13 protein-coding genes are annotated in these 18,863 nt (G+C 37.8%); 9 read left to right on the top strand and 4 right to left on the bottom strand.

Going from position 1 to position 18,863, the window contains the following annotated elements; all coding sequences use genetic code 11:
* The first annotated feature begins 74 nt into the window (after positions 1-74).
* The 6 genes from ABD000_RS07390 to ABD000_RS07365 all read left to right on the top strand — a co-directional run bounded on the left by ABD000_RS07390 (position 75) and on the right by ABD000_RS07365 (position 11,519).
* Positions 75-773, top strand: coding sequence for an ABC transporter ATP-binding protein (locus ABD000_RS07390; RefSeq protein WP_343765414.1), 699 nt, complete (start codon positions 75-77; stop codon positions 771-773).
* Between the two features lie 110 nt (positions 774-883).
* Positions 884-3,286, top strand: a complete 2,403-nt coding sequence (locus ABD000_RS07385) for an ABC transporter permease (protein ID WP_343765412.1) — start codon at positions 884-886, stop codon at positions 3,284-3,286.
* 52 nt (positions 3,287-3,338) lie between these two features.
* Entirely contained in the window at positions 3,339-5,786 is a 2,448-nt protein-coding gene (locus tag ABD000_RS07380; RefSeq protein WP_343765410.1) for an ABC transporter permease, read from the top strand.
* A 53-nt stretch (positions 5,787-5,839) separates the two neighbouring features.
* On the top strand, positions 5,840-8,254 hold the full coding sequence (locus ABD000_RS07375) for an ABC transporter permease (RefSeq protein WP_343765407.1): 2,415 nt from the start codon (positions 5,840-5,842) through the stop codon (positions 8,252-8,254).
* Positions 8,255-8,338: 84 nt separating this feature from the next.
* Complete coding sequence (locus tag ABD000_RS07370) at positions 8,339-10,780, top strand: ABC transporter permease (protein ID WP_343765405.1); 2,442 nt, start codon at positions 8,339-8,341, stop codon at positions 10,778-10,780.
* A gap of 73 nt (positions 10,781-10,853) precedes the next feature.
* Positions 10,854-11,519: an ABC transporter ATP-binding protein gene (locus tag ABD000_RS07365; RefSeq protein ID WP_343765403.1), complete on the top strand. Its 666-nt coding sequence runs from the start codon at positions 10,854-10,856 to the stop codon at positions 11,517-11,519.
* Positions 11,520-11,527: 8 nt separating this feature from the next.
* Here ABD000_RS07365 and ABD000_RS07360 read toward each other — a convergent pair whose 3' ends face one another.
* The 3 genes from ABD000_RS07360 to ABD000_RS07350 form a co-directional block, all read right to left on the bottom strand.
* Complete coding sequence (locus ABD000_RS07360; RefSeq protein WP_343765401.1) at positions 11,528-12,400, bottom strand: YitT family protein; 873 nt, start codon at positions 12,398-12,400, stop codon at positions 11,528-11,530.
* Positions 12,401-12,698: 298 nt separating this feature from the next.
* Positions 12,699-14,327, bottom strand: a complete 1,629-nt coding sequence (locus ABD000_RS07355) for a S41 family peptidase (protein WP_343765396.1) — start codon at positions 14,325-14,327, stop codon at positions 12,699-12,701.
* A 127-nt stretch (positions 14,328-14,454) separates the two neighbouring features.
* Positions 14,455-15,876 (bottom strand): exonuclease domain-containing protein, encoded by a 1,422-nt coding sequence (locus ABD000_RS07350; RefSeq protein WP_343765393.1) that lies wholly within the window; start codon positions 15,874-15,876, stop codon positions 14,455-14,457.
* 94 nt (positions 15,877-15,970) lie between these two features.
* Here ABD000_RS07350 and ABD000_RS07345 point away from each other — a divergent pair, with 94 nt between their 5' ends.
* From ABD000_RS07345 to ABD000_RS07335, 3 genes are all read left to right on the top strand, one after another.
* Complete coding sequence (locus ABD000_RS07345) at positions 15,971-16,285, top strand: DUF6122 family protein (protein ID WP_343765390.1); 315 nt, start codon at positions 15,971-15,973, stop codon at positions 16,283-16,285.
* A gap of 149 nt (positions 16,286-16,434) precedes the next feature.
* On the top strand, positions 16,435-17,868 hold the full coding sequence (locus tag ABD000_RS07340) for an alpha/beta fold hydrolase (RefSeq protein ID WP_343765387.1): 1,434 nt from the start codon (positions 16,435-16,437) through the stop codon (positions 17,866-17,868).
* A 13-nt stretch (positions 17,869-17,881) separates the two neighbouring features.
* On the top strand, positions 17,882-18,259 hold the full coding sequence (locus ABD000_RS07335) for a PH domain-containing protein (RefSeq protein ID WP_343765382.1): 378 nt from the start codon (positions 17,882-17,884) through the stop codon (positions 18,257-18,259).
* Here ABD000_RS07335 and ABD000_RS07330 read toward each other — a convergent pair whose 3' ends face one another.
* On the bottom strand, positions 18,260-18,859 hold the full coding sequence (locus ABD000_RS07330) for a trimeric intracellular cation channel family protein (RefSeq protein WP_343765379.1): 600 nt from the start codon (positions 18,857-18,859) through the stop codon (positions 18,260-18,262). It abuts the gene before it with no gap.
* Positions 18,860-18,863: the final 4 nt, after the last annotated feature.

Below are 18,863 nucleotides of genomic sequence, written 5' to 3'. Positions count from 1 at the left end.
TTGGAAACTGGAAAGTAAAATAACTATTGATAAAAATTAATTCTGAACGTACAAATATCAAATACCTAATATATATGATCACAATTAAAGAGTTAGAAAAATACTACGCGACAGACGAGGTACGAACTGTAGCCTTAAATAAATTATCCTTTACGGTCCAGGAAGGTGAATTTGTTGCTATTATGGGACCTTCAGGATGTGGTAAATCCACTTTACTAAACATCGTAGGATTATTGGATGATCCAGATGGTGGCAGCTTCGTGTTCAATGGGATCGAAGTTTCAGGATTTAATGAACGTAAAAGAGCCGAGTTGAGAAAGCATAACATCGGGTTTGTATTTCAAAGCTTTAACCTTATTGACGAGTTGACAGTATTTGAAAACGTAGAGCTTCCGTTGATCTATACCGGTGTAAAACCCGCCGAACGTAAGAAACGTGTAGATGAAGTACTGGAGAAAATGCAGATCATGCACAGACGCAAGCATTTTCCGCAGCAATTATCTGGAGGTCAACAACAACGTGTTGCCGTAGCAAGAGCTGTTGTGAATAATCCTAAGTTGATTTTAGCCGATGAACCTACGGGAAATCTGGACAGTAGCAACGGTAATGAAGTGATGGATTTGCTTACTGAGTTAAATGAAGCGGGAACGACTATCATCATGGTAACGCATAGTGAACACGACGCCAAGTATAGCCACCGCATTATTAGAATGCTGGACGGTCAAAAAGTAACCGAAAATGTGCTTTCTGCTTATAAAGCTGCTGCCCTATGATCGCGCTTTTACACATGTTGTTAGAACTCATTATAGAGAGCTTCTCACGCTAAATCACCTCATCAATCAATACGCTATCGCTCAAGAAATAGAGGATAAAACGAACAATCATGATCAAGAATTATTTCAAAATTGCCTGGAGAAATTTACTAAAAAATAAGGTGTACTCCTTCATTAATATAGTTGGTTTAGCCATTGGTATGGCTGTAACGACTCTAGTGGCTTTATGGATTGTAGATGAACTTTCATTTAATAGTCAATTTGAACATCAGGACGACATAGCACAAGTGTATCAAAATATGACCTTTAATGGTGTTACACATACCAGTAACTCTATCCCCAGACCCTTAGAATTTGCGCTAAGAGAAAAGTATGATCATCTTTTTAAAAATATTGCAATGACCTCCTGGCACAGTTCGTCCTACTTGAAATATGGAGAACGTAACCTCTCCATTCGTGGGAACTTTATGCAACAGGGCATTTTAGAGATGCTCAATATTAATATTATTGATGGAAATCCTTTGGGTTGGGATAATCCTACTAGTATTGTCTTATCACAATCTGCTGCGCAACGACTATTTGGCGCAGAAAATCCAATAGGAAAAACGGTAATGAGAAGTAACAGTAGCCCACTAAAAGTAACTGCTGTTTATGAAGATTTGCCTGCGAGATCTACTTTTTCAGAACTTGATTTTATCATTCCCTGGGAGTTTTTTGTGAGAACTCAGGATTGGGTATCAAATAGTAAAGAGCTGTGGGATAATAATTCGTTCCAATTATTAGTTCAGCTGGCTGATGGTGTTACTATGGATCAAGTCGAAAATGCAATTTCAGATGTAAAAATGAACGCTTCTCCTCCAGATGTGCAGCAGTTAAATCCCGTGGTTATTCTCCATCCAATGAAAAATTGGCATCTCAGAGGAAAATTTGAGGACGGAAAAGATGTAGGGGGACGTATTGAAAATGTTTGGCTCTTTGGTACGATAGGGATTTTTGTTTTACTTCTCGCCTGCATAAATTTTATGAATTTAAGTACAGCGCGTTCTGAAAAAAGAGCACTTGAAGTAGGTATTCGAAAAAGTATAGGAAGTAATCGAGGTCAATTGTGTATGCAATTTCTCAGTGAGTCTTTAGTTATCACTACAGTGGCATTTCTTTTGGCAATGATCTTTGTTGTAGTAGCGGTGCCATGGTTCAATACCATTTCTGGTAAAGAAATCGCTTTTCCTTTTACTAGTCTTACTTTTTGGATTGCCGCTCTACTTTCGATCGTCATTACCGCTTTTCTAGCAGGCAGTTATCCAGCGCTATATCTTTCCTCATTTCAACCTATTACGGTTCTTAAAGGCAAACTTAGAGTAGGTAAGAATGCCGCCATACCGCGTAAAATACTAGTGATCACACAGTTTAGTATTTCAGTTGCTCTTATATCAGGTACTTTGATTGTCATGCAGCAAATAAATCATTCTAAAAACAGACCTTCTTTCTACGAACGCGAAGGTCTTATCCAAATCCCTACACTAAGTAATGATTTTGAAGGAAAATTTGAAACCATGCGTGAGCGCTTCATCGCTAGTGGTGCTGTGGTAGAGATGGCCACATCAAGTTCACCAGCTACAGAAGTATATTCAAACATGACCGGCTATGCGTGGGAGGGTAAGCCCGAAGGGTTTCAAGAAGATCTTGCTTTTACATTTATTTCATATGATTATATGAAAACACTAGGTATTCCTGTTATAGAAGGGCGTGAGTTTTCTCGTGAATTTCCATCAGATACACTTGCTGTCTTGCTCAACCGTACCGCAGTGAAATATATGGGTCTTGCTGATCCCATTGGGACAATAATACGATCAGCAAATCCTGAGGATCCAGAACCTCCGGTTGTGGTGGTTGGAGTTGTAGAAGATGCCGTGATCCAGTCTCCCTATCAAACGGTAAAGCAACATATGTATGCTTTTGATCGCTGGGAGAATGCCAGTTTCTATAATCTACGTTTATCACCAGATCAGCCTGTATCTACCAGTCTAAAAACCATAGAGCGTATTTTTAAAGATGCCTTCCCCTCGGTACCCTATAGTTATGACTTTGTAGATCAGAATTATGAAGAAAAATTTTTAAGTGAAGAACGTCTGGCGTCATTAGCAAGAATGCTAACTATATTGGCTATCATCATAAGTTGTTTAGGACTTTTTGGATTGGCTTCTTTTATAGCAGAACAACGCACTAAAGAAATTGGTATTAGAAAGGTACTTGGGGCCAGTGTTTCTAATCTATGGTTACTTCTTAGTAAGGACTTTGTTTTATTGGTAGTCATCTCACTTCTCATAGCCACCCCAGTAGCCTACTATTTTATGAAAAACTGGATCGAACGCTTTGATTATCGCATAAATATTGGACTTTCTGTATTTCTGATTGCAGGATTCGGGGCACTATTCCTTGCATTGATTACAGTGAGTTACCAAACTATAAAAGCGGCCATAGCAAACCCGGTGAAAAGTTTAAGAACAGAGTAGAAATTACACTAATTGTTATTCCGCTTACGCGGAAGCGAAAATATATACAATCATGATTAAGAATTATTTCAAAATCGCTTGGCGAAACATCAAAAGAAACAAATTATTTTCTCTTATCAACGTCATTAGCTTATCTGTTGGTATTAGTGCCGCTATTGTTATTGGAATGATGGTCTATTATGAATCTACCTTTGATGATTTCCATTCTGGTGGAGATCGTATTTACAGAGTAGTTTCAGACTTTGAAGAAGAAGATGATCTTGGGAACTTTGGAGCTGTGGCCGCACCCTTGCGAAGAGAGGTAGCGCTAAACGTATCTGGTATTGAAGAATCCGCCTATTTTTTTATTTGGTACATTGATAAATCAGATTCTCAAGATGGAATAGTAAGCATTAAAGGCACAGAAGATTATATTTTTACCCAGCGATCTTATTTCGATTTATTTAATTATGAATGGTTGCTGGGTAAACCAGAAAGTGCACTATCGGGACCTAATAAAGTAGTACTTACTAAAGAGAGGGCAGAAACCTATTATCCTAACCTTCCATTAACTGCCATCATTGGAAAACAAATTACGTATCAAAATGAAGTCAATGCAGAGATTACGGGAATTGTGAAGACCTTATCAGGTAGATCAGATCTTATTTTTAATGAATTTATTTCACTAGATACTGCAAAACAGGTAGATGCCGGCGATCAAATCTTTACAGATGAATGGGGAAACACAAATAGTGCTTCTCAACTTTTTATTAAAATTGCAGCAGGTACGAACCAAACGCAAATTCAAGAGCAGCTCACCAAAATCAGTAAAGCACACATAAGCGAGTATGATAAAAAGTATAATAGCTTTAGGCATTTCAAATTACAACCTCTTGCTGATCTCCATTTTAATAAGGATTACGGCGTTTTTAATTACAGCAGGAGTCAAGCAGACAAAGATGTACTTTTCAACCTAAGTTTGGTTGCCTTGTTATTGTTGCTCCTAGGTTGTATAAACTTTGTCAACTTAAATACCGCACTTGCAACAAAACGCGCTCAGGAAATAGGCATTAGAAAAACATTAGGAAGCTCCCGAAAGCGTCTAGTCTTTCAATTTTTAGGAGAAACTTTTTTGCTATCTTCTATTTCTCTTGCAGTCTCACTTGGTTTTACCAATATTATTCTCAATTCTTTTGTGGAGTTTGTACCAGACGGTCTTTCAATGAACCTGCTAACGAATCCTGTTGTAATTTCTTTTATGGTATTGCTGTTGATAATCATAACTGTAGCTTCTGGATTCTATCCGGGTATTGTTTTGTCACGATTTAAGCCTAGTGAAGTACTAAAGGGTCAAACTATCGCCGTTGGGAATAATAGCAAAGTCAGAAAGGTATTAACCATTTTTCAATTCACTATTGCTCAGGTGTTTATCATTGCAACATTAATTGTTGGTAAACAGATCAATTTTTTATTAAAAAAGGATGTGGGATTTAAGAAGGATGCCATCGCCTATTTCGAAACACCCTATGAGGATGAAAAAATAGAAAATCGTTTATTAATCAAAACTGAATTACAGTCTATTCCTGAAATTGATGAGATCAGTCTGGCCATGTCTGGACCTTCCTCACTCGGCGGCTGGACAACCGTAGGTGTAAGAAAAACTGATGAGGGTAAAATACAAAATGATGTAAGTGTTCTAATCGGAGATGAGAATTACCTAAACACATATAATATTCCTATAATTGCCGGTCGAAAACCTTTAAATGATACCATAAATGAATATTTGATTAATGAGGCAGGAGTACGGGCTTTTGGCTTTCAATCTCCCACAGATATTGTAGGAGAACAAATTGAAATTAATAATAAGCTAAGTCCAATCGTGGGAGTGATTAGAGATTTTAATCAGCGCTCTTTGAAGGAGTCCATTAAACCCATAGTAATTCGACCAGATATGGGCGGTAATAAGCGTACTTCTCTCAAGGAAATTCATTTTTCATTACATCTAAATGATTCAAAAACGTGGGAGAATGTCCTACTTAAAATAGAAAAAGCCTATAAAAAGGTCTATCCTGCTGCAGACTTTAAGGTTTCTTTCATCGATGAAAAAATTGCACAATTCTATGAGCAGGAGCAACGTATTTCAAAACTATTGTCTTGGGCAACAGGTCTCTCTATTTTGATCAGTTGCTTAGGGTTACTAGGATTGGTCATCTATACGACAGAGCGCCGCACTAAGGAGATAGGAATTAGAAAAGTGTTAGGCGCCTCACTTACCAGCCTTAATACTGTTTTATGCAAAGACTTTATCGTATTAATAGGAATAGCTGTAGTAATTGCTTTTCCCCTGGTGTTCTGGGGATTGACTAATTGGCTACAAGACTATGCGTATCGTACAGAAATAAGTTTGTGGATATTTATTGCTAGTGGTTTTGGGATGCTCCTAATAGCTCTTTTGGTAATGAGTTTCAATACGTTAAATACGGCAAGACGTAACCCGGTAAAAAGCTTAAGAACAGAATAGTTATTACACTAATCGTTATTCCGCTTCCGCGGAAGCGAAAAATATAAACAATTATGATTAAGAATTATCTAAAAATCGCGTTTAGAAATCTGTGGAAAAACAGGTTATTTACCTCATTAAACGTTCTGGGATTAATGGTCGCTTTTGGAGTAACCATATTGCTCTCTATGTTTGCCGTGTTTGAATTATCCTATGATACGTTTCACGAAAAAAAGGATAAAATCTATCAGGTTTATATGACCTGGCAGACGCCTAAGGGAACAGAAATTGGCACAAGTCAACCCACACCACTCGCCGAAGCCCTTCAATCTGAAGTTCCCGGAGTACATAAGATTACCCGACATCTTGAAGAAGAGGCCTTGACCTTCTATAACGATAAAGAGATTAGTTTAGATGCTTTGTACGTAGATGATGATTTTTTCGACATGTTTAGTTTTCCTACAGAACAAGGCTCAAAAACGAATCCATTAAAAGATCGTACGTCTGTTGTACTAACAAAAGAAACTGCTTTAAAGTTTTTTGATACAGAGGATCCTATAGGTAAAACTGTTACTGTTTTAATTGAAGGTAAAAAAGAGCCCTTTACGGTAGGTGGTGTAGTACAAGATATTCCAAAAGCAAGTACGATTGACTTTGAAATTGCCCTTCCGTTTAACAGAAATCCTGCTTTTAATGAAACAAAGGAGCTTTGGGGTGCCCAATACCACGAAGTTTTTGTCCAATTGGAGGAGCAAGTTTCTTCTGAATTATTTGAAAAAAACAGCCGCGAATTCACAAATCTCCATTACAAAGGCTCCATAGAAAAGCTAGAGCGCGATGGGGCGCGTCCTAATAGTCATGGGAATTTTCTGCAACTGGGTTTATTGCCTCTTACAGATATGAGATTTGCCAAATATGATACCGGCGCTGTCGTGATCAGTAAGGCCAGGATTTATATCGTTTTGGGTATAGCGTTTCTTATTTTATTTATCGCATGTGTCAATTTTATTAATATGAGCATTGCTAAAAGTTCACAGCGACTCAAGGAAATTGGTATGCGCAAAACGCTTGGCGCAGAAAAGAAACAGCTCTTCTTTCAGTTCTGGGTAGAAAGCCTTGTTATTTTTCTATTTTCTACCGGTTTTGGTATTTTATTGAGTTTCTTACTACAAGATAGTTTTCAGACCTTGTTTAGAACAAGTGCTCAAATCAGCAATTTATTTTCCCCATTAATCCTCATTGGGGCTTCTCTATTGATCCTTACCATTTCGCTTATTGTAGGAGGTTATCCCACCATCTTATTAAATCGACTATCGACGGTTCAATCATTAAAAGGAAAACTAGATTCTTCAGGGAATAATAGGTTGCGTAACGCATTAATTGTTGTTCAATTTGGAATCGCCATCTTACTCATTAGCGGCACTTTTGTGCTCAAAGGGCAGATTGATTATATGCGGAATAAGGATCTGGGATATGATAAACAACATGTATTTTCATTTCCGTTAAACGGAAAGAAAAACAGCTACGACGCAGTTGAACTACTACGTGAAAACTTGATAGATCAACCGGGTATTGTCAGTGTTTCTGGTGCTGATAATAATCTTGGCAGAGGAAAAGATGGCAGTCAATACACGAGTGTTTGGGGATTTGACTATAAAGGTAAAAGCGTACGTACAAATACATTGACAGTGGACTATGACTATTTAAAAACATTGGGGTTAAAGCTTTTGGAGGGCAGAAGTTTTGATGTAACCAAAAAGATTGACAATCAGTCGATTATAATCAATGAGCGTATGGTTAAGGAGCTTGGAGAAAAATATCCATTATCGGTTAATGTTCCGATGGACGATAGCCTGAACTATACAGTAATAGGGGTTGTTAAGGACTACCACTTTAAAGATATTTCAACGTCCATTGAACCATTAACATTTTTTCTAAACAGAGAAGAAGGACTTAAATATGCTTTTGTTAAAGTGACCTCAGCCGAAATGCTTAACGCTGTTCAGCGTATAGAGACAGTCTATAAAGCCATTGAACCAAACGCAGCGTTTCTAGGTTCTTTTTTGGACGAGAATGTAGATAGAACATTTATAAGAGAGAAAAACCTAGCTGCCCTTATCACTAGTGGTTCGATCGTAGCGATTCTATTATGTTGTATGGGTTTATTTGCGATGTCTATGTTTATCACAACTCAACGTACGAAAGAAATAGGAATTCGAAAAGTAGTTGGTGCCAGTGTTTCCACCATTACCGTTTTATTAACTAAAGACTTTTTGAAACTAGTCGGTATCGCATTTATACTAGCGACTCCTATAGCATGGTGGGCTACCTCTAAGTGGTTAGAGAACTACCCCTACCGCATGGAATTAAACATATGGATATTTCTTGCCGCAGGTGGTCTAGCATTAATTATTGCTATTATTACGATTAGTCAAAGGACCATACGTGCTGCAATTGCTAATCCTGTAAAAAGTTTACGAACAGAGTAGAGCAGCTAGAATTAATCGTATTACACTACATCAATATGGTACAACTCAAGTTCCGCGGAAGGGAATAAACAAAACTAGAAAATTATGATAGTTAACTATATAAAAATCGCCTGGCGAAACCTTAAGAGAAACAAACTGTTTTCTTTGATCCATATCATTAGTTTATCCATTGGTTTGAGCGCAGCTTTTGTTATTGGTATGATGGTGTACTATGATTTTACCTTTGACACGTTTCACAAAGATGGCGACCGAATTTATCGTATTGTATCCCACATTGCTAACTCACAAGAAGTCTACAAAAATCGAGGAGTTACAGCACTACTTCGCGATGCCGCTCCAGAAATTTCTGGGATAGAACAAACGTCGTATTTCCATAATTGGGGTGTGGCTACCGCTGAAGCAGAAGGACATAACGACATCAAAAGAAATCCAGAAGGTGTTATTTATACGGACAGCAAGTACTTTGAAATGTTTAATTACGAATGGGCTGTAGGTCATTCTTCAAATATACTTGATGCACCTAATGAGGTCGTGCTTTCGCGAAAGCGTGCAAAAGAATATTTTCCTGGGCTTAAAATTACTGAAATTATTGGAAAGCATATTGTGTATAATGACAGTGTGACTATGACCGTTAGGGGAATTGTAGAAAACCTGAAAGAGCGTACTGATTTTATTTTTGACGAGTTTGTTTCCCTTGAGACTGCTAGAAATACCGATAGTAAAAATCAAGTTTTTCCAAAAGACTGGGGGAATACCAACTCTTCGTCTCAGTTGTTTATAAAATTAAACGAGAATACTCCCATAAAAACCATCGAAACTCAACTCGCTGATCTTGCAGAAAAGCATACGGCCATTTACTTTGAAAAATTTGGGGTAAAGCGCTCTTTTATATTACAGCCCTTAGCAGATCTTCACTTCAATACTGATTACGGTATTTTTAATAACAGCGGTTCAGAAGCAAATAAAGATGTGCTTCTAGGTTTATCCTTTGTAGCGCTCTTTTTGCTGCTCTTGGGTTGTATCAATTTTGTGAATCTCAATACCGCACAAGCTACCTCACGTGCTAAAGAGATCGGAGTACGAAAAACGCTTGGCAGTTCACGCAAACAACTCATTTCTCAGTTTCTAGGAGAAACGATTGTACTTACTGTAATGGCCGCTGTTATATCGGTAATACTTTCAATTTGGCTATTGGGGGTATTTGCAGATTTTATTCCCGAAGGTCTTACTGCAGGATTATGGTTACAACCTCAAGTCCTCTTGTTTACGGTCATTTTAGTTTTATTAGTGGCGGTATTTTCTGGGATTTACCCCAGTTTAGTTCTCTCTCACTTTAAACCCAGAGAAGTACTTTCTAAAGCAACCCAGTTACCGGGAGGTAATGCTGGCGTGCGTAAATTTCTTACCGTTTTTCAGTTTACCATCGCTCAAGTATTTATCATAGCCACCATCCTTGTGGGACGGCAAATCTATTTTATGATTAATAAAGATTTGGGCTTTGAAGCAGAGACTACGGCTTATGTTGTAACTCCCTGGAATGATGCCGGATATAGTCAAAAAGAAGTTCTCTTCAATAGAATTAATACCATACCCGAACTGTCCTTGATAAGCCAGGGCGGTAAGCCACCGGCTTCTTTAAGCAGATCATCCAGCCTTGTTTTTGTAACTCGTGGGACGTCTGAGGATAAACTGGATCTTGAAATTTTAAATTCCGATACATCCTATTTTGACACATATGGCCTTCAGTTGATCGCTGGACGTAAACCACTAAACGATACCATACGGGAGTATGTCATCAATGAAACGACTATAGAAAAATTTGGGTACAAAACAGCTGAAAATGCACTGGGGAAAGAATTAAAAATGACAGACGGTACATTTCCCATTGTAGGAGTTATGAAAGATTTTAATCAGCGATCATTGAAAACAGGCATCAACCCACTGGCGATAACCGGTGATATAGGCCGCGGAGAATATACGCAATTTAGAAACGTACACTTTAGATTACCTATTGAAAAAGAAAATCTCAAAACAGCGATCGATAAGATTGAAAAGGCATTCAATGAGACCTACCCTAACGACCATTTTGAAATCATATTTAACGATGAGCTAGTTGCAAATTTTTACCGAACCGAACAGCGCATTTCGACCTTACTCAATTGGGCAACCGGCTTATCCATCCTCATTAGTTGTCTGGGCCTTATTGGCCTCGTGATCCATACTACAGAGCGTCGAACAAAAGAAATAGGTATACGAAAAGTATTGGGTGCAAGTCTTACGCAAGTGAATATTTTATTATGTAAAGAATTTTTGATTTTGGTTATTATTGCCTTTGTAATTGCTGCACCTTTAGCCTATCTGGGATTTAGTGATTGGTTGCAAGGTTATACGTATCGCAAAAAAATCAGTTGGTGGATTTTTGCCGCTAGTGGTATTGCAATGGCACTGATTGCCGCATTTGTGATGAGCTTACGAACAGTAAGTACTGCGATGAAGAATCCGGTGAAAAGTCTACGAACAGAATAATTCATTAAGATACCTGATTTACTTCAGGTAAAATATTAACTCGTTAAAAACTTCCGTGAAAGCGGACATCATTATGCTATTAGAACTAAAAAACATTTATAAATGGGTACAACAGGGCGGTCGAAGAGTTTTTTTACTCAAAGATCTATCGCTACAGGTTGAAGAAGGAGAATTTATTTCGGTGATGGGACCTTCGGGATCAGGAAAATCAACTTTGCTTAATGTTATCGGGATGTTGGACGGCTTTCAAGAAGGAGAATATCACTTTATGGATCAATCGGTTCATAATATTAAAGAAAAACAACGTTCTAATCTCTATACGCAATACATTGGATTTGTGTTCCAGGCGTATCACCTCATTGATGAATTGACTGTGTATGAAAACATCGAAACACCTCTTTTATATAAAAAGATAAAATCTTCAGAGCGTAAGGCGTTAGTTTCAGATATGCTGGATCGATTTAATATTGTAGGTAAGAAAGATTTGTTCCCTAGTCAGCTAAGTGGCGGTCAACAACAGTTGGTAGGTGTGGCGCGTGCTCTCGTGGCAAAACCAAAATTGATTTTAGCTGATGAACCAACCGGAAACCTAAATTCGAAACAAAGTGAAGAGATTATGGAACTATTCAAAGAGTTAAATTCAAGCGGAGTAACCATTATCCAAGCCACACATTCTGAAAAAAATGCAAGTTACGGCTCCAGAATTATAAATTTATTAGACGGAATGGAGCAAGGGTAGTATACTGGTCAAGATCGCTTACGTTGAAAATATCGCCTCAATACTCCGCCACGCACTGCATTGACGTCAAATTCTACGATAAAGGCATCTTTGTCAATATGCTCTAAAAGCCTATGCACTTTTCTAATATCAATTCGATTGACGATCGTTTGTACTATTTTGGTTTCGGTTTGGATTCCCGTAGATCCATATCCTCTTTCGCCTTTATATATCGTAACCCCAACACCCATAATACTTACTAACGCACGCTCCACTTCATCACTTTTTTTTGAGACTATGGTGAATCCTACAAAATCTTCAAATCCTTCTATCACAAAGTCAATTACTTTAGCAGTTACAATGTAGGTGAGTATAGAATACATGGCAATCTCCATGGATATTAAAACAGCCGTGATACTAAATAGAATTACATTGAAGAGTAAAATAGTTCTACCTATACTAATCCCAAACCGGTCAAAAACAAAAACACCCAGTAATTCTGAGCCGTCTAAAACAGAACCATTTCGAATCGCTAATCCTATCCCGATTCCTAAAAATAATCCTCCAAAAATTGCAATAAGCAATTTATCCTCTGTAACCGTATCAAACGTTGTTAGACTTATGGAAATGGACAAACCAATAATAGAAAGAATAGATTTAACCAGTATTCGTTTTGTAATCGTAAAGGCACCTATGATAAGAAATGGAATACTTACAATGAGCAAGGTTATCGAAATGTTCAAATCGAACTGATCGCTTAACAGCAAGGCAATACCTGTTGCACCTCCATCTAAAAATCCATTAGGTAAGAGAAACGCTTTTAAACCTATACTTGCGAGTGCAATCCCAAATGCGATTTGGAGATACTCGTTAAACGCTGTCTTGATGTTGCGATGACTCATGACATTACTCGTGTATAATTTCCCATTGGATATGTTCTCAAATTTTTGAACAAGATACAAATGAACTTGTCAAGCCGGTAGAATATTACATTATAAATAGTATGACTAAAAGTTAAATCAAAAAAACCTTTAGCAGTAATTAGAGTGAAAGCAACGATGAATAATATAAGTCTATTGAACATTGACCTAAACTTGCCTTTAATTCTATTGTATATAAGCTTGAACTAATGCGAAAGCTATAATAACAATTTAAAATTTTCTGCTTTTGAATAAATCAAATGAATAAAAATTGAGAAATCTAGCTTCTTTTCTGTATATCATTGAGCACCCACTCTAATTCTGGATCAATCCTTCTTTTACGATTCATAACAGTAGGTTGAATTGGTATATTTGGTTGTACACCATATCCATCTGGATATATTTTGTGTGGTGTGTCGATTTGCATCAATCCAATGCGCACCTTTAGCTTACTATGTGGTAACTCATACATTTTAAAGATACCGGCGACTGTACCGTTATGGGCCCCGCCCGTTTCTTCTCCTACTAAAATGGCTCTCCCGGTAGCCTTAAGCTTAGTAGATAATACTGAAGATGCCGAAAACGAAACACCATTGATCAATACATATACTTTACCCTTAAAATTATTGCTTTTTGGTTTGCGTTGTTTAGATTGCTTAAACCTATAGTACAGGGTATCATTCCGCTTAGTCGTATTGATCAAATTATGCGTAATCAAAATAGGAGACATCATGCCAATAATTCCTTTTTTTGCTACAGATTGAGTATTCGCCATGAGATATTTAAGGTAAGGTAATCTACTGTTTACTTCGCTTTCATTAATAAAAATGTAAGGCTCATCGACCAGATAAGAATATAAATACTCAATTTCAGAAAGGCGCCCTCCGGTATTATTACGTAAATCAATGATCAAATTCTCTGTATCTAACGTGTCTATCATCTTGAAGACATCATCATAAAATGCTTTGTAATTGCCCCTAGAAAAATTACTTATTCTCATATGAGCTGTTGTGCTGTCTTGATCTTTAAAGGTAAGAGTGCGGGTATCTGTCTTTTTTTCTGGAATAAAGCCAAATTTATTATCCCTTTTTTTCTTTTCTTTTTGCGCTAAACGCTTAGCCTTTTTCTCTTCCTTACTCAATATTGGTAGTTTCTTTTTATCTGCTGGAGCTAAAGTGTCGATTTTCGTGGGTTTCCTATCTGTATAGGTAAATACCCTGGTAAATATTGAATCATTTAATTTAAAGGTGACAGGCAAACTATTTATTCTACCGTGATCACGTCTATAAAATTTCTCTAATCCAAAAGCTGAATACTTACTATGAAAAGTGGTATTATATCCATCTGAACTATACAGGCGATTATAGCGACGTATGAGAGCAATAACATTTTCATGATTAAATTTAAGTACTTCACTACCTACAAGAATAGAGTCTTTACCAAATGATCTAGCAACAAAAACTTTATCATCCAAATATTCGAACTCAAGCTCTGATAGTTCAAATTTCTTTTTTCTAAACGCTTTTAGTCCCTTTCGCTCCAGACGCTCTTGTGGTGGAATGACAGTAATATGCCCTTGCCTAATATTCGCCAGTATTACTGAAAGTTTTTCATAGAACTCATGACTGCTCATGGGTTCATTAATAGACATTTTTAGACTATCTACTTTGCGATCAAGCACTTTCTTAGGGGTATATTGATATAATCTGGGATGATGCCTTTTAAATTGTGTATAGGTTTTATCGATATCAGAACGAAGTTCATCAACGGTATGTAACTCCGCTATCTGCTCATTGTATTTTTTTACGCTGCTGCATGCAGAAACTAAAAAAAACACCCCTGTAATCAGTATCGTTTTTCTAATCTTTTTATATAGTTGTTTCGTTTTTGGATGGTAGTTATTCTTCATTGATCTTTAGTTGCTCTATGTTTATAGACGCTTGAAACTGAAAAAGCGTTGCCTCAAATATATAGGGAAAGTTTTTTTTATTCCGTGGTCTTAGAAATATTCTTAAAGTCACTAAATTAACAGCTATTTATAATAATGATAATGAGATTTCTCCAACTTTCGGTCGAATGATATCGTGACTTATTACCTTATTCCTCATGTATGCTGAAACAATCTGGGTGGTATGATAGCTGTTTTTGTATCGGTCTATATACCCTTTGAATTCGTCGAACTCGGTAATCGTTTCAGTTTGGTCAATAAAGCCGAATCCCTGGTACTCTCCATTTTCAATTAGTACAATTGCTTTTTCCTGCGGTGTCCGTCCTCTATCGGTAATTACATAGGTCTCTTGTTGATTTTCTATGTATCGCAAAGCTTCCGCTACGCGCAGATTATATGTTTCAACCTCTTCCTTATCCCGACAAATCCCGTTGCAATGTTTAACTTTATAATGAGAACATTCGCCATAAGTTACTTGTAGTGAACAGTATCGCGGACATAGCTCAAACATTTCACAAAGTCTCATGAGTAATTCGGTTGCTGTTTCCCGATTATATAGCGTAAGCACAGAGTTTGTTTTCTTTTTGCTCTTTCCCAGGGCTAACTGTATAATTCCCTTTTGATTGACATAAGATATGATTTGATAGGTGTTCACGGGGCGCTTTTGAGCACGATTAAATGGCGGATAGTACTTCCTTATATAATCTGCCTCCAATAACAAAGCGCAAAGCTCATTGCCCGTTTCTACAAAATCCAACTGATGCGTCGCATTGCATAGATTAAGGGATTTTTGTGCCTTCGCATACATGTGTGATAAAACCCTGGACTTGATGTTTTTTGCTTTACCTACGTATAATATCTTTCCCGCTTGGTTTTTAAATAGATAGATCCCCGGAGTTTCAGGGAGACGCTCAAAATCTTTGGTTTTTAGATGCGGAGGTAGCGTTCCCTGGCGCGTGCTTTTTTTACTGTAGTTCGCGAAGACTTCAAAATCATCAACCTCATCAATGGCCAGTAATTTTAAAAACAGTTTTGCTGTTGCACGCGTATCTGCTTCGGCGCGGTGTGCACCTATTAAAGATATTCCCACAGATCTGCATAACCTCCCTAAACTGTATGAGGGTAATCCCGGGATCAATTTTCGGCTTAAACGAACTGTACACAATTTTTTTCTTAAAAAGGGAATACCCACAAAACTGAGTTCTTTCTTTAAGAAGCCATAGTCAAAATTAACACTGTGGGCCACGAAGATTGCGTCCCTTGTCTTTTCTTCAATGACATGAGCAATTTGTTCAAAGGTTGGAGCATCTGCCACCATTTCATTGGTAATACCCGTTAGCGCAATGATGTTTCTAGGGATAAGTTCTTGAGGATTAATGAGCGAGGTATACACATCAGTCACGTTGAGATTCTCGATGGTAACGATACATATCTCTGTCATTCGCCCGTAGCGTACCCCACCCGTGGTCTCTACATCCACTACTACATACTTTGTCTCTTTAAAATTCACCTGTCAAAAATAATCAAAAATGGAATATTTCCAGTTTAAAGGAGGTCGAATATTTGAAATAGAACATTGAAATAATATGTATCATTGTAGGCTAATGGTCTTTCCTACTATTCTTCATTATTTTTTGCATTTTGTCTTTCCGCTAGGAATAGCCTGGGTATTTTACAGAACAACATGGAAGAAAACCTATCTCATTTTACTGGCTACCATGCTGGTAGATGTAGATCATCTGTTCGCTTCGCCTATTTTTGATCCGGATCGTTGTAGCATAGGATTTCATTATCTACATACCTCTTATGCTATTGTAGGATATGTGGCACTGCTGTTGTTTAAAAATCCGTATCGAATAATAGGCATCGGACTCCTGTTTCATATACTTACCGATTATATTGATTGTCAATTGATGTAAGAAAAAAATATTATCTACCATGAGTTGATTTCTACCCAAAGGCTAAATTCTCGCGATTAAAATCTCAATCGCATAGATAGCTTTCTCTGTTAAAATTACAGTTGTAGGCGATATACTTTCTACCTTTAGTAACTAAATCAAATGCGAAAATGATCCATTTAAGGTGTTTTATTCTATTTTTCATTGTTTCTTATTGCTCCTTAAAGGGGCAAGAGCTTACCATTCAACCGCATGAATTTATCTCTAAAACGAATGACACCGTTCAAGCAGAGCTGGGTACATTTCGAGTTCCCTTAAACAGAAGCAATACAGACACCACTACGATTCCCCTGTCTTTTATTCGCTTTAAATCGACCAACCCTAACCCAGCTAGTCCCATCGTCTATTTGGCCGGTGGACCCGGCGGATCAGGATCTGAAACTGCCAAAAGAAATCGCTTTGAACTATTTATGAAGTTACGCGAAGTAGGCGATGTCATTGCCTTTGACCAACGCGGCACCGGCTTATCCTATCGCCCGATAAATTGTGATGAAAAACTGTCTTTCGCAGTGGACCGGCCGGTTTTAAAAGACGAATACGTAAAACGAACCATCGCGATGTACACCAAGTGTATAGAGTTTTGGAAAGAGAACAACCAGGATTTTTATGCATTTAATACGGCGGAAAGTGCTGCCGATATTGAAGCTCTCCGAAAAGTGCTTACTGCTGAAAAAATTTCGCTTTGGGGAATTAGCTATGGATCCCATTTGGCTTTTAAATACATCAGACGGTATGAAGACAAGGTGGATCGCGCTGTATTAGCAAGTCTTGAAGGACCCGATCAAACCATAAAATTACCACAGCATACCGATGATTTTATTGAGCGTTTGAGTAAGCGGGCCGAGACAAATTACGGTGAGCAACCTACGTATCCAGCATTATTAAAAACCATTCGCACGGTGCATGATAAATTTAAGAATAATGATAAAATTTTGACCTATACCACACGACGAGGAGATACTGCGCATATCGGGATAAGCCTGTTTGAACTACAGCAATCTATTGCTATTTTCTATCTTAAAAACCCCAATAATTCGAAAGCATTATCCAAGCTTTATACAGATATGAGTAATAGAAATTACGATGAAATCGCTCCAAAGGTGGAGATTTTAAAACGTTGGATGTTTAGAGGAGAGCGATTAATGCCTATCGCGATGGACTTACAAAGTGGAATTTCCCGCGAACGATCAAAACTATATGAAAAACAGGTAAACGAGGCTCTTTTAGGAGACGGAGTAAATTTCTTAGCTTACGAATGGATGAACAGCCTACCCTATCAGATGCTTCCAGATGATTTTAGGGAGCTTAAAACGAATCACGTTTCGGCATTATTACTAAGTGGTGATCTGGATGGCAGAACCTACATCCCTGCAGCTAAGGAGATTGCTAAACACTTTAAAAATGGGCAGCATATTATTGTGCAGAATGCCGGGCACGATTTGTACATGGCTTCAGATGAAATTCAACAAACCGTGGTAGATTTTTTCGGCGGAAAACAGATTACAGAAAATAAACTCAGCGTTGCACCAGTCCCTTTTAACTAAAAACAAACTAGCTATGGGCCTATTCAATAAAATACTGGGAAATGCCAGTGAGATTTCTTCAGAAAAGTTAACAGAAAAATACGGCCGACTCCTTATCGAAGATGAGGAAGTAGAACTGGGGTTTAAATTGTTGCGGGATGTATTTATGTTCACTAATAAACGCCTTATTCTAATAGACATCCAGGGAATAACCGGAAGCAAGGCCGAATATAAATCTATGCCCTATAAAAACATCTCCCGTTTCTCCTTAGAAACGGCCGGCACCTTTGACCTGGATGCAGAACTCAAGATTTGGATCAGCAGTGAGAATATACCCACGGTAAGCAAAAAATTCAATAAGAGCATTGATGTGTATGAGGTACAGCGCTATTTAGCCAATAAAGTGATGTAATTATTGCTGAGACATGCTCCAGTTATTTTTAATGGCCAAATAACGTATGACCATGACTGTGAGCATTGAAATACCCATGGCTAAATTTGGATGCAGTGTTGAATAACTAAATCCAACAAATACTATTCCTCCCGCCAAGCAAGCAGTGGCATATATTTCTGATCTAAATATCAATGGAACGCGATTGGTCAACACATCACGAATGACTCCGCCGAACACCGCAGAGACTACTCCCATTAATAGCGCCACAGGAATCGAGAGACCCACTCCCAAGGTTTTTTGAAGACCCAAAATGGTAAACAAACCTATCCCCACAGTGTCAAAGAGAAACATGCTTTTCTTTAATTTTAAAATACCACCTTTGAAAATATAAGACAAGATCACAGCAATAGTTATGGCGTATATGTAATTTAAATCTTTCATCCATCCTACAGGTGTTTCGCCAATAAGCACATCTCTAAGCGTACCACCTCCTATCGCAGTTACCGCACCAATAATAATCGAACCCACTGGATCAAACTTATTATCAATGGCAGTGAGTACACCGCTTATCGCAAATACCATGGTGCCAAACAGATCCAGCACGTAAATCCAGGTCATACTT

Origin of the sequence: Gangjinia marincola (assembly GCF_039523415.1) — a bacterium.
Taxonomy (GTDB): Bacteria; Bacteroidota; Bacteroidia; order Flavobacteriales; family Flavobacteriaceae; genus Gangjinia; species Gangjinia marincola.
Note: the sequence above shows the minus strand (reverse complement) of the source record. Positions and strands in the feature narration are given on the sequence as shown.

Coding starts and splice junctions, on each gene's coding strand:
- ABD000_RS07390 (WP_343765414.1), top strand. CDS start 75: ATGATCACAATTAAAGAGTTAGAAAAATACTACGCGACAGACGAGGTA.
- ABD000_RS07385 (WP_343765412.1), top strand. CDS start 884: ATGATCAAGAATTATTTCAAAATTGCCTGGAGAAATTTACTAAAAAAT.
- ABD000_RS07375 (WP_343765407.1), top strand. CDS start 5,840: ATGATTAAGAATTATCTAAAAATCGCGTTTAGAAATCTGTGGAAAAAC.
- ABD000_RS07345 (WP_343765390.1), top strand. CDS start 15,971: ATGGTCTTTCCTACTATTCTTCATTATTTTTTGCATTTTGTCTTTCCG.
- ABD000_RS07335 (WP_343765382.1), top strand. CDS start 17,882: ATGGGCCTATTCAATAAAATACTGGGAAATGCCAGTGAGATTTCTTCA.
- ABD000_RS07365 (WP_343765403.1), top strand. CDS start 10,854: ATGCTATTAGAACTAAAAAACATTTATAAATGGGTACAACAGGGCGGT.
- ABD000_RS07360 (WP_343765401.1), bottom strand. CDS start 12,400: ATGAGTCATCGCAACATCAAGACAGCGTTTAACGAGTATCTCCAAATC.
- ABD000_RS07370 (WP_343765405.1), top strand. CDS start 8,339: ATGATAGTTAACTATATAAAAATCGCCTGGCGAAACCTTAAGAGAAAC.
- ABD000_RS07330 (WP_343765379.1), bottom strand. CDS start 18,859: ATGACCTGGATTTACGTGCTGGATCTGTTTGGCACCATGGTATTTGCG.
- ABD000_RS07380 (WP_343765410.1), top strand. CDS start 3,339: ATGATTAAGAATTATTTCAAAATCGCTTGGCGAAACATCAAAAGAAAC.
- ABD000_RS07340 (WP_343765387.1), top strand. CDS start 16,435: ATGATCCATTTAAGGTGTTTTATTCTATTTTTCATTGTTTCTTATTGC.
- ABD000_RS07355 (WP_343765396.1), bottom strand. CDS start 14,327: ATGAAGAATAACTACCATCCAAAAACGAAACAACTATATAAAAAGATT.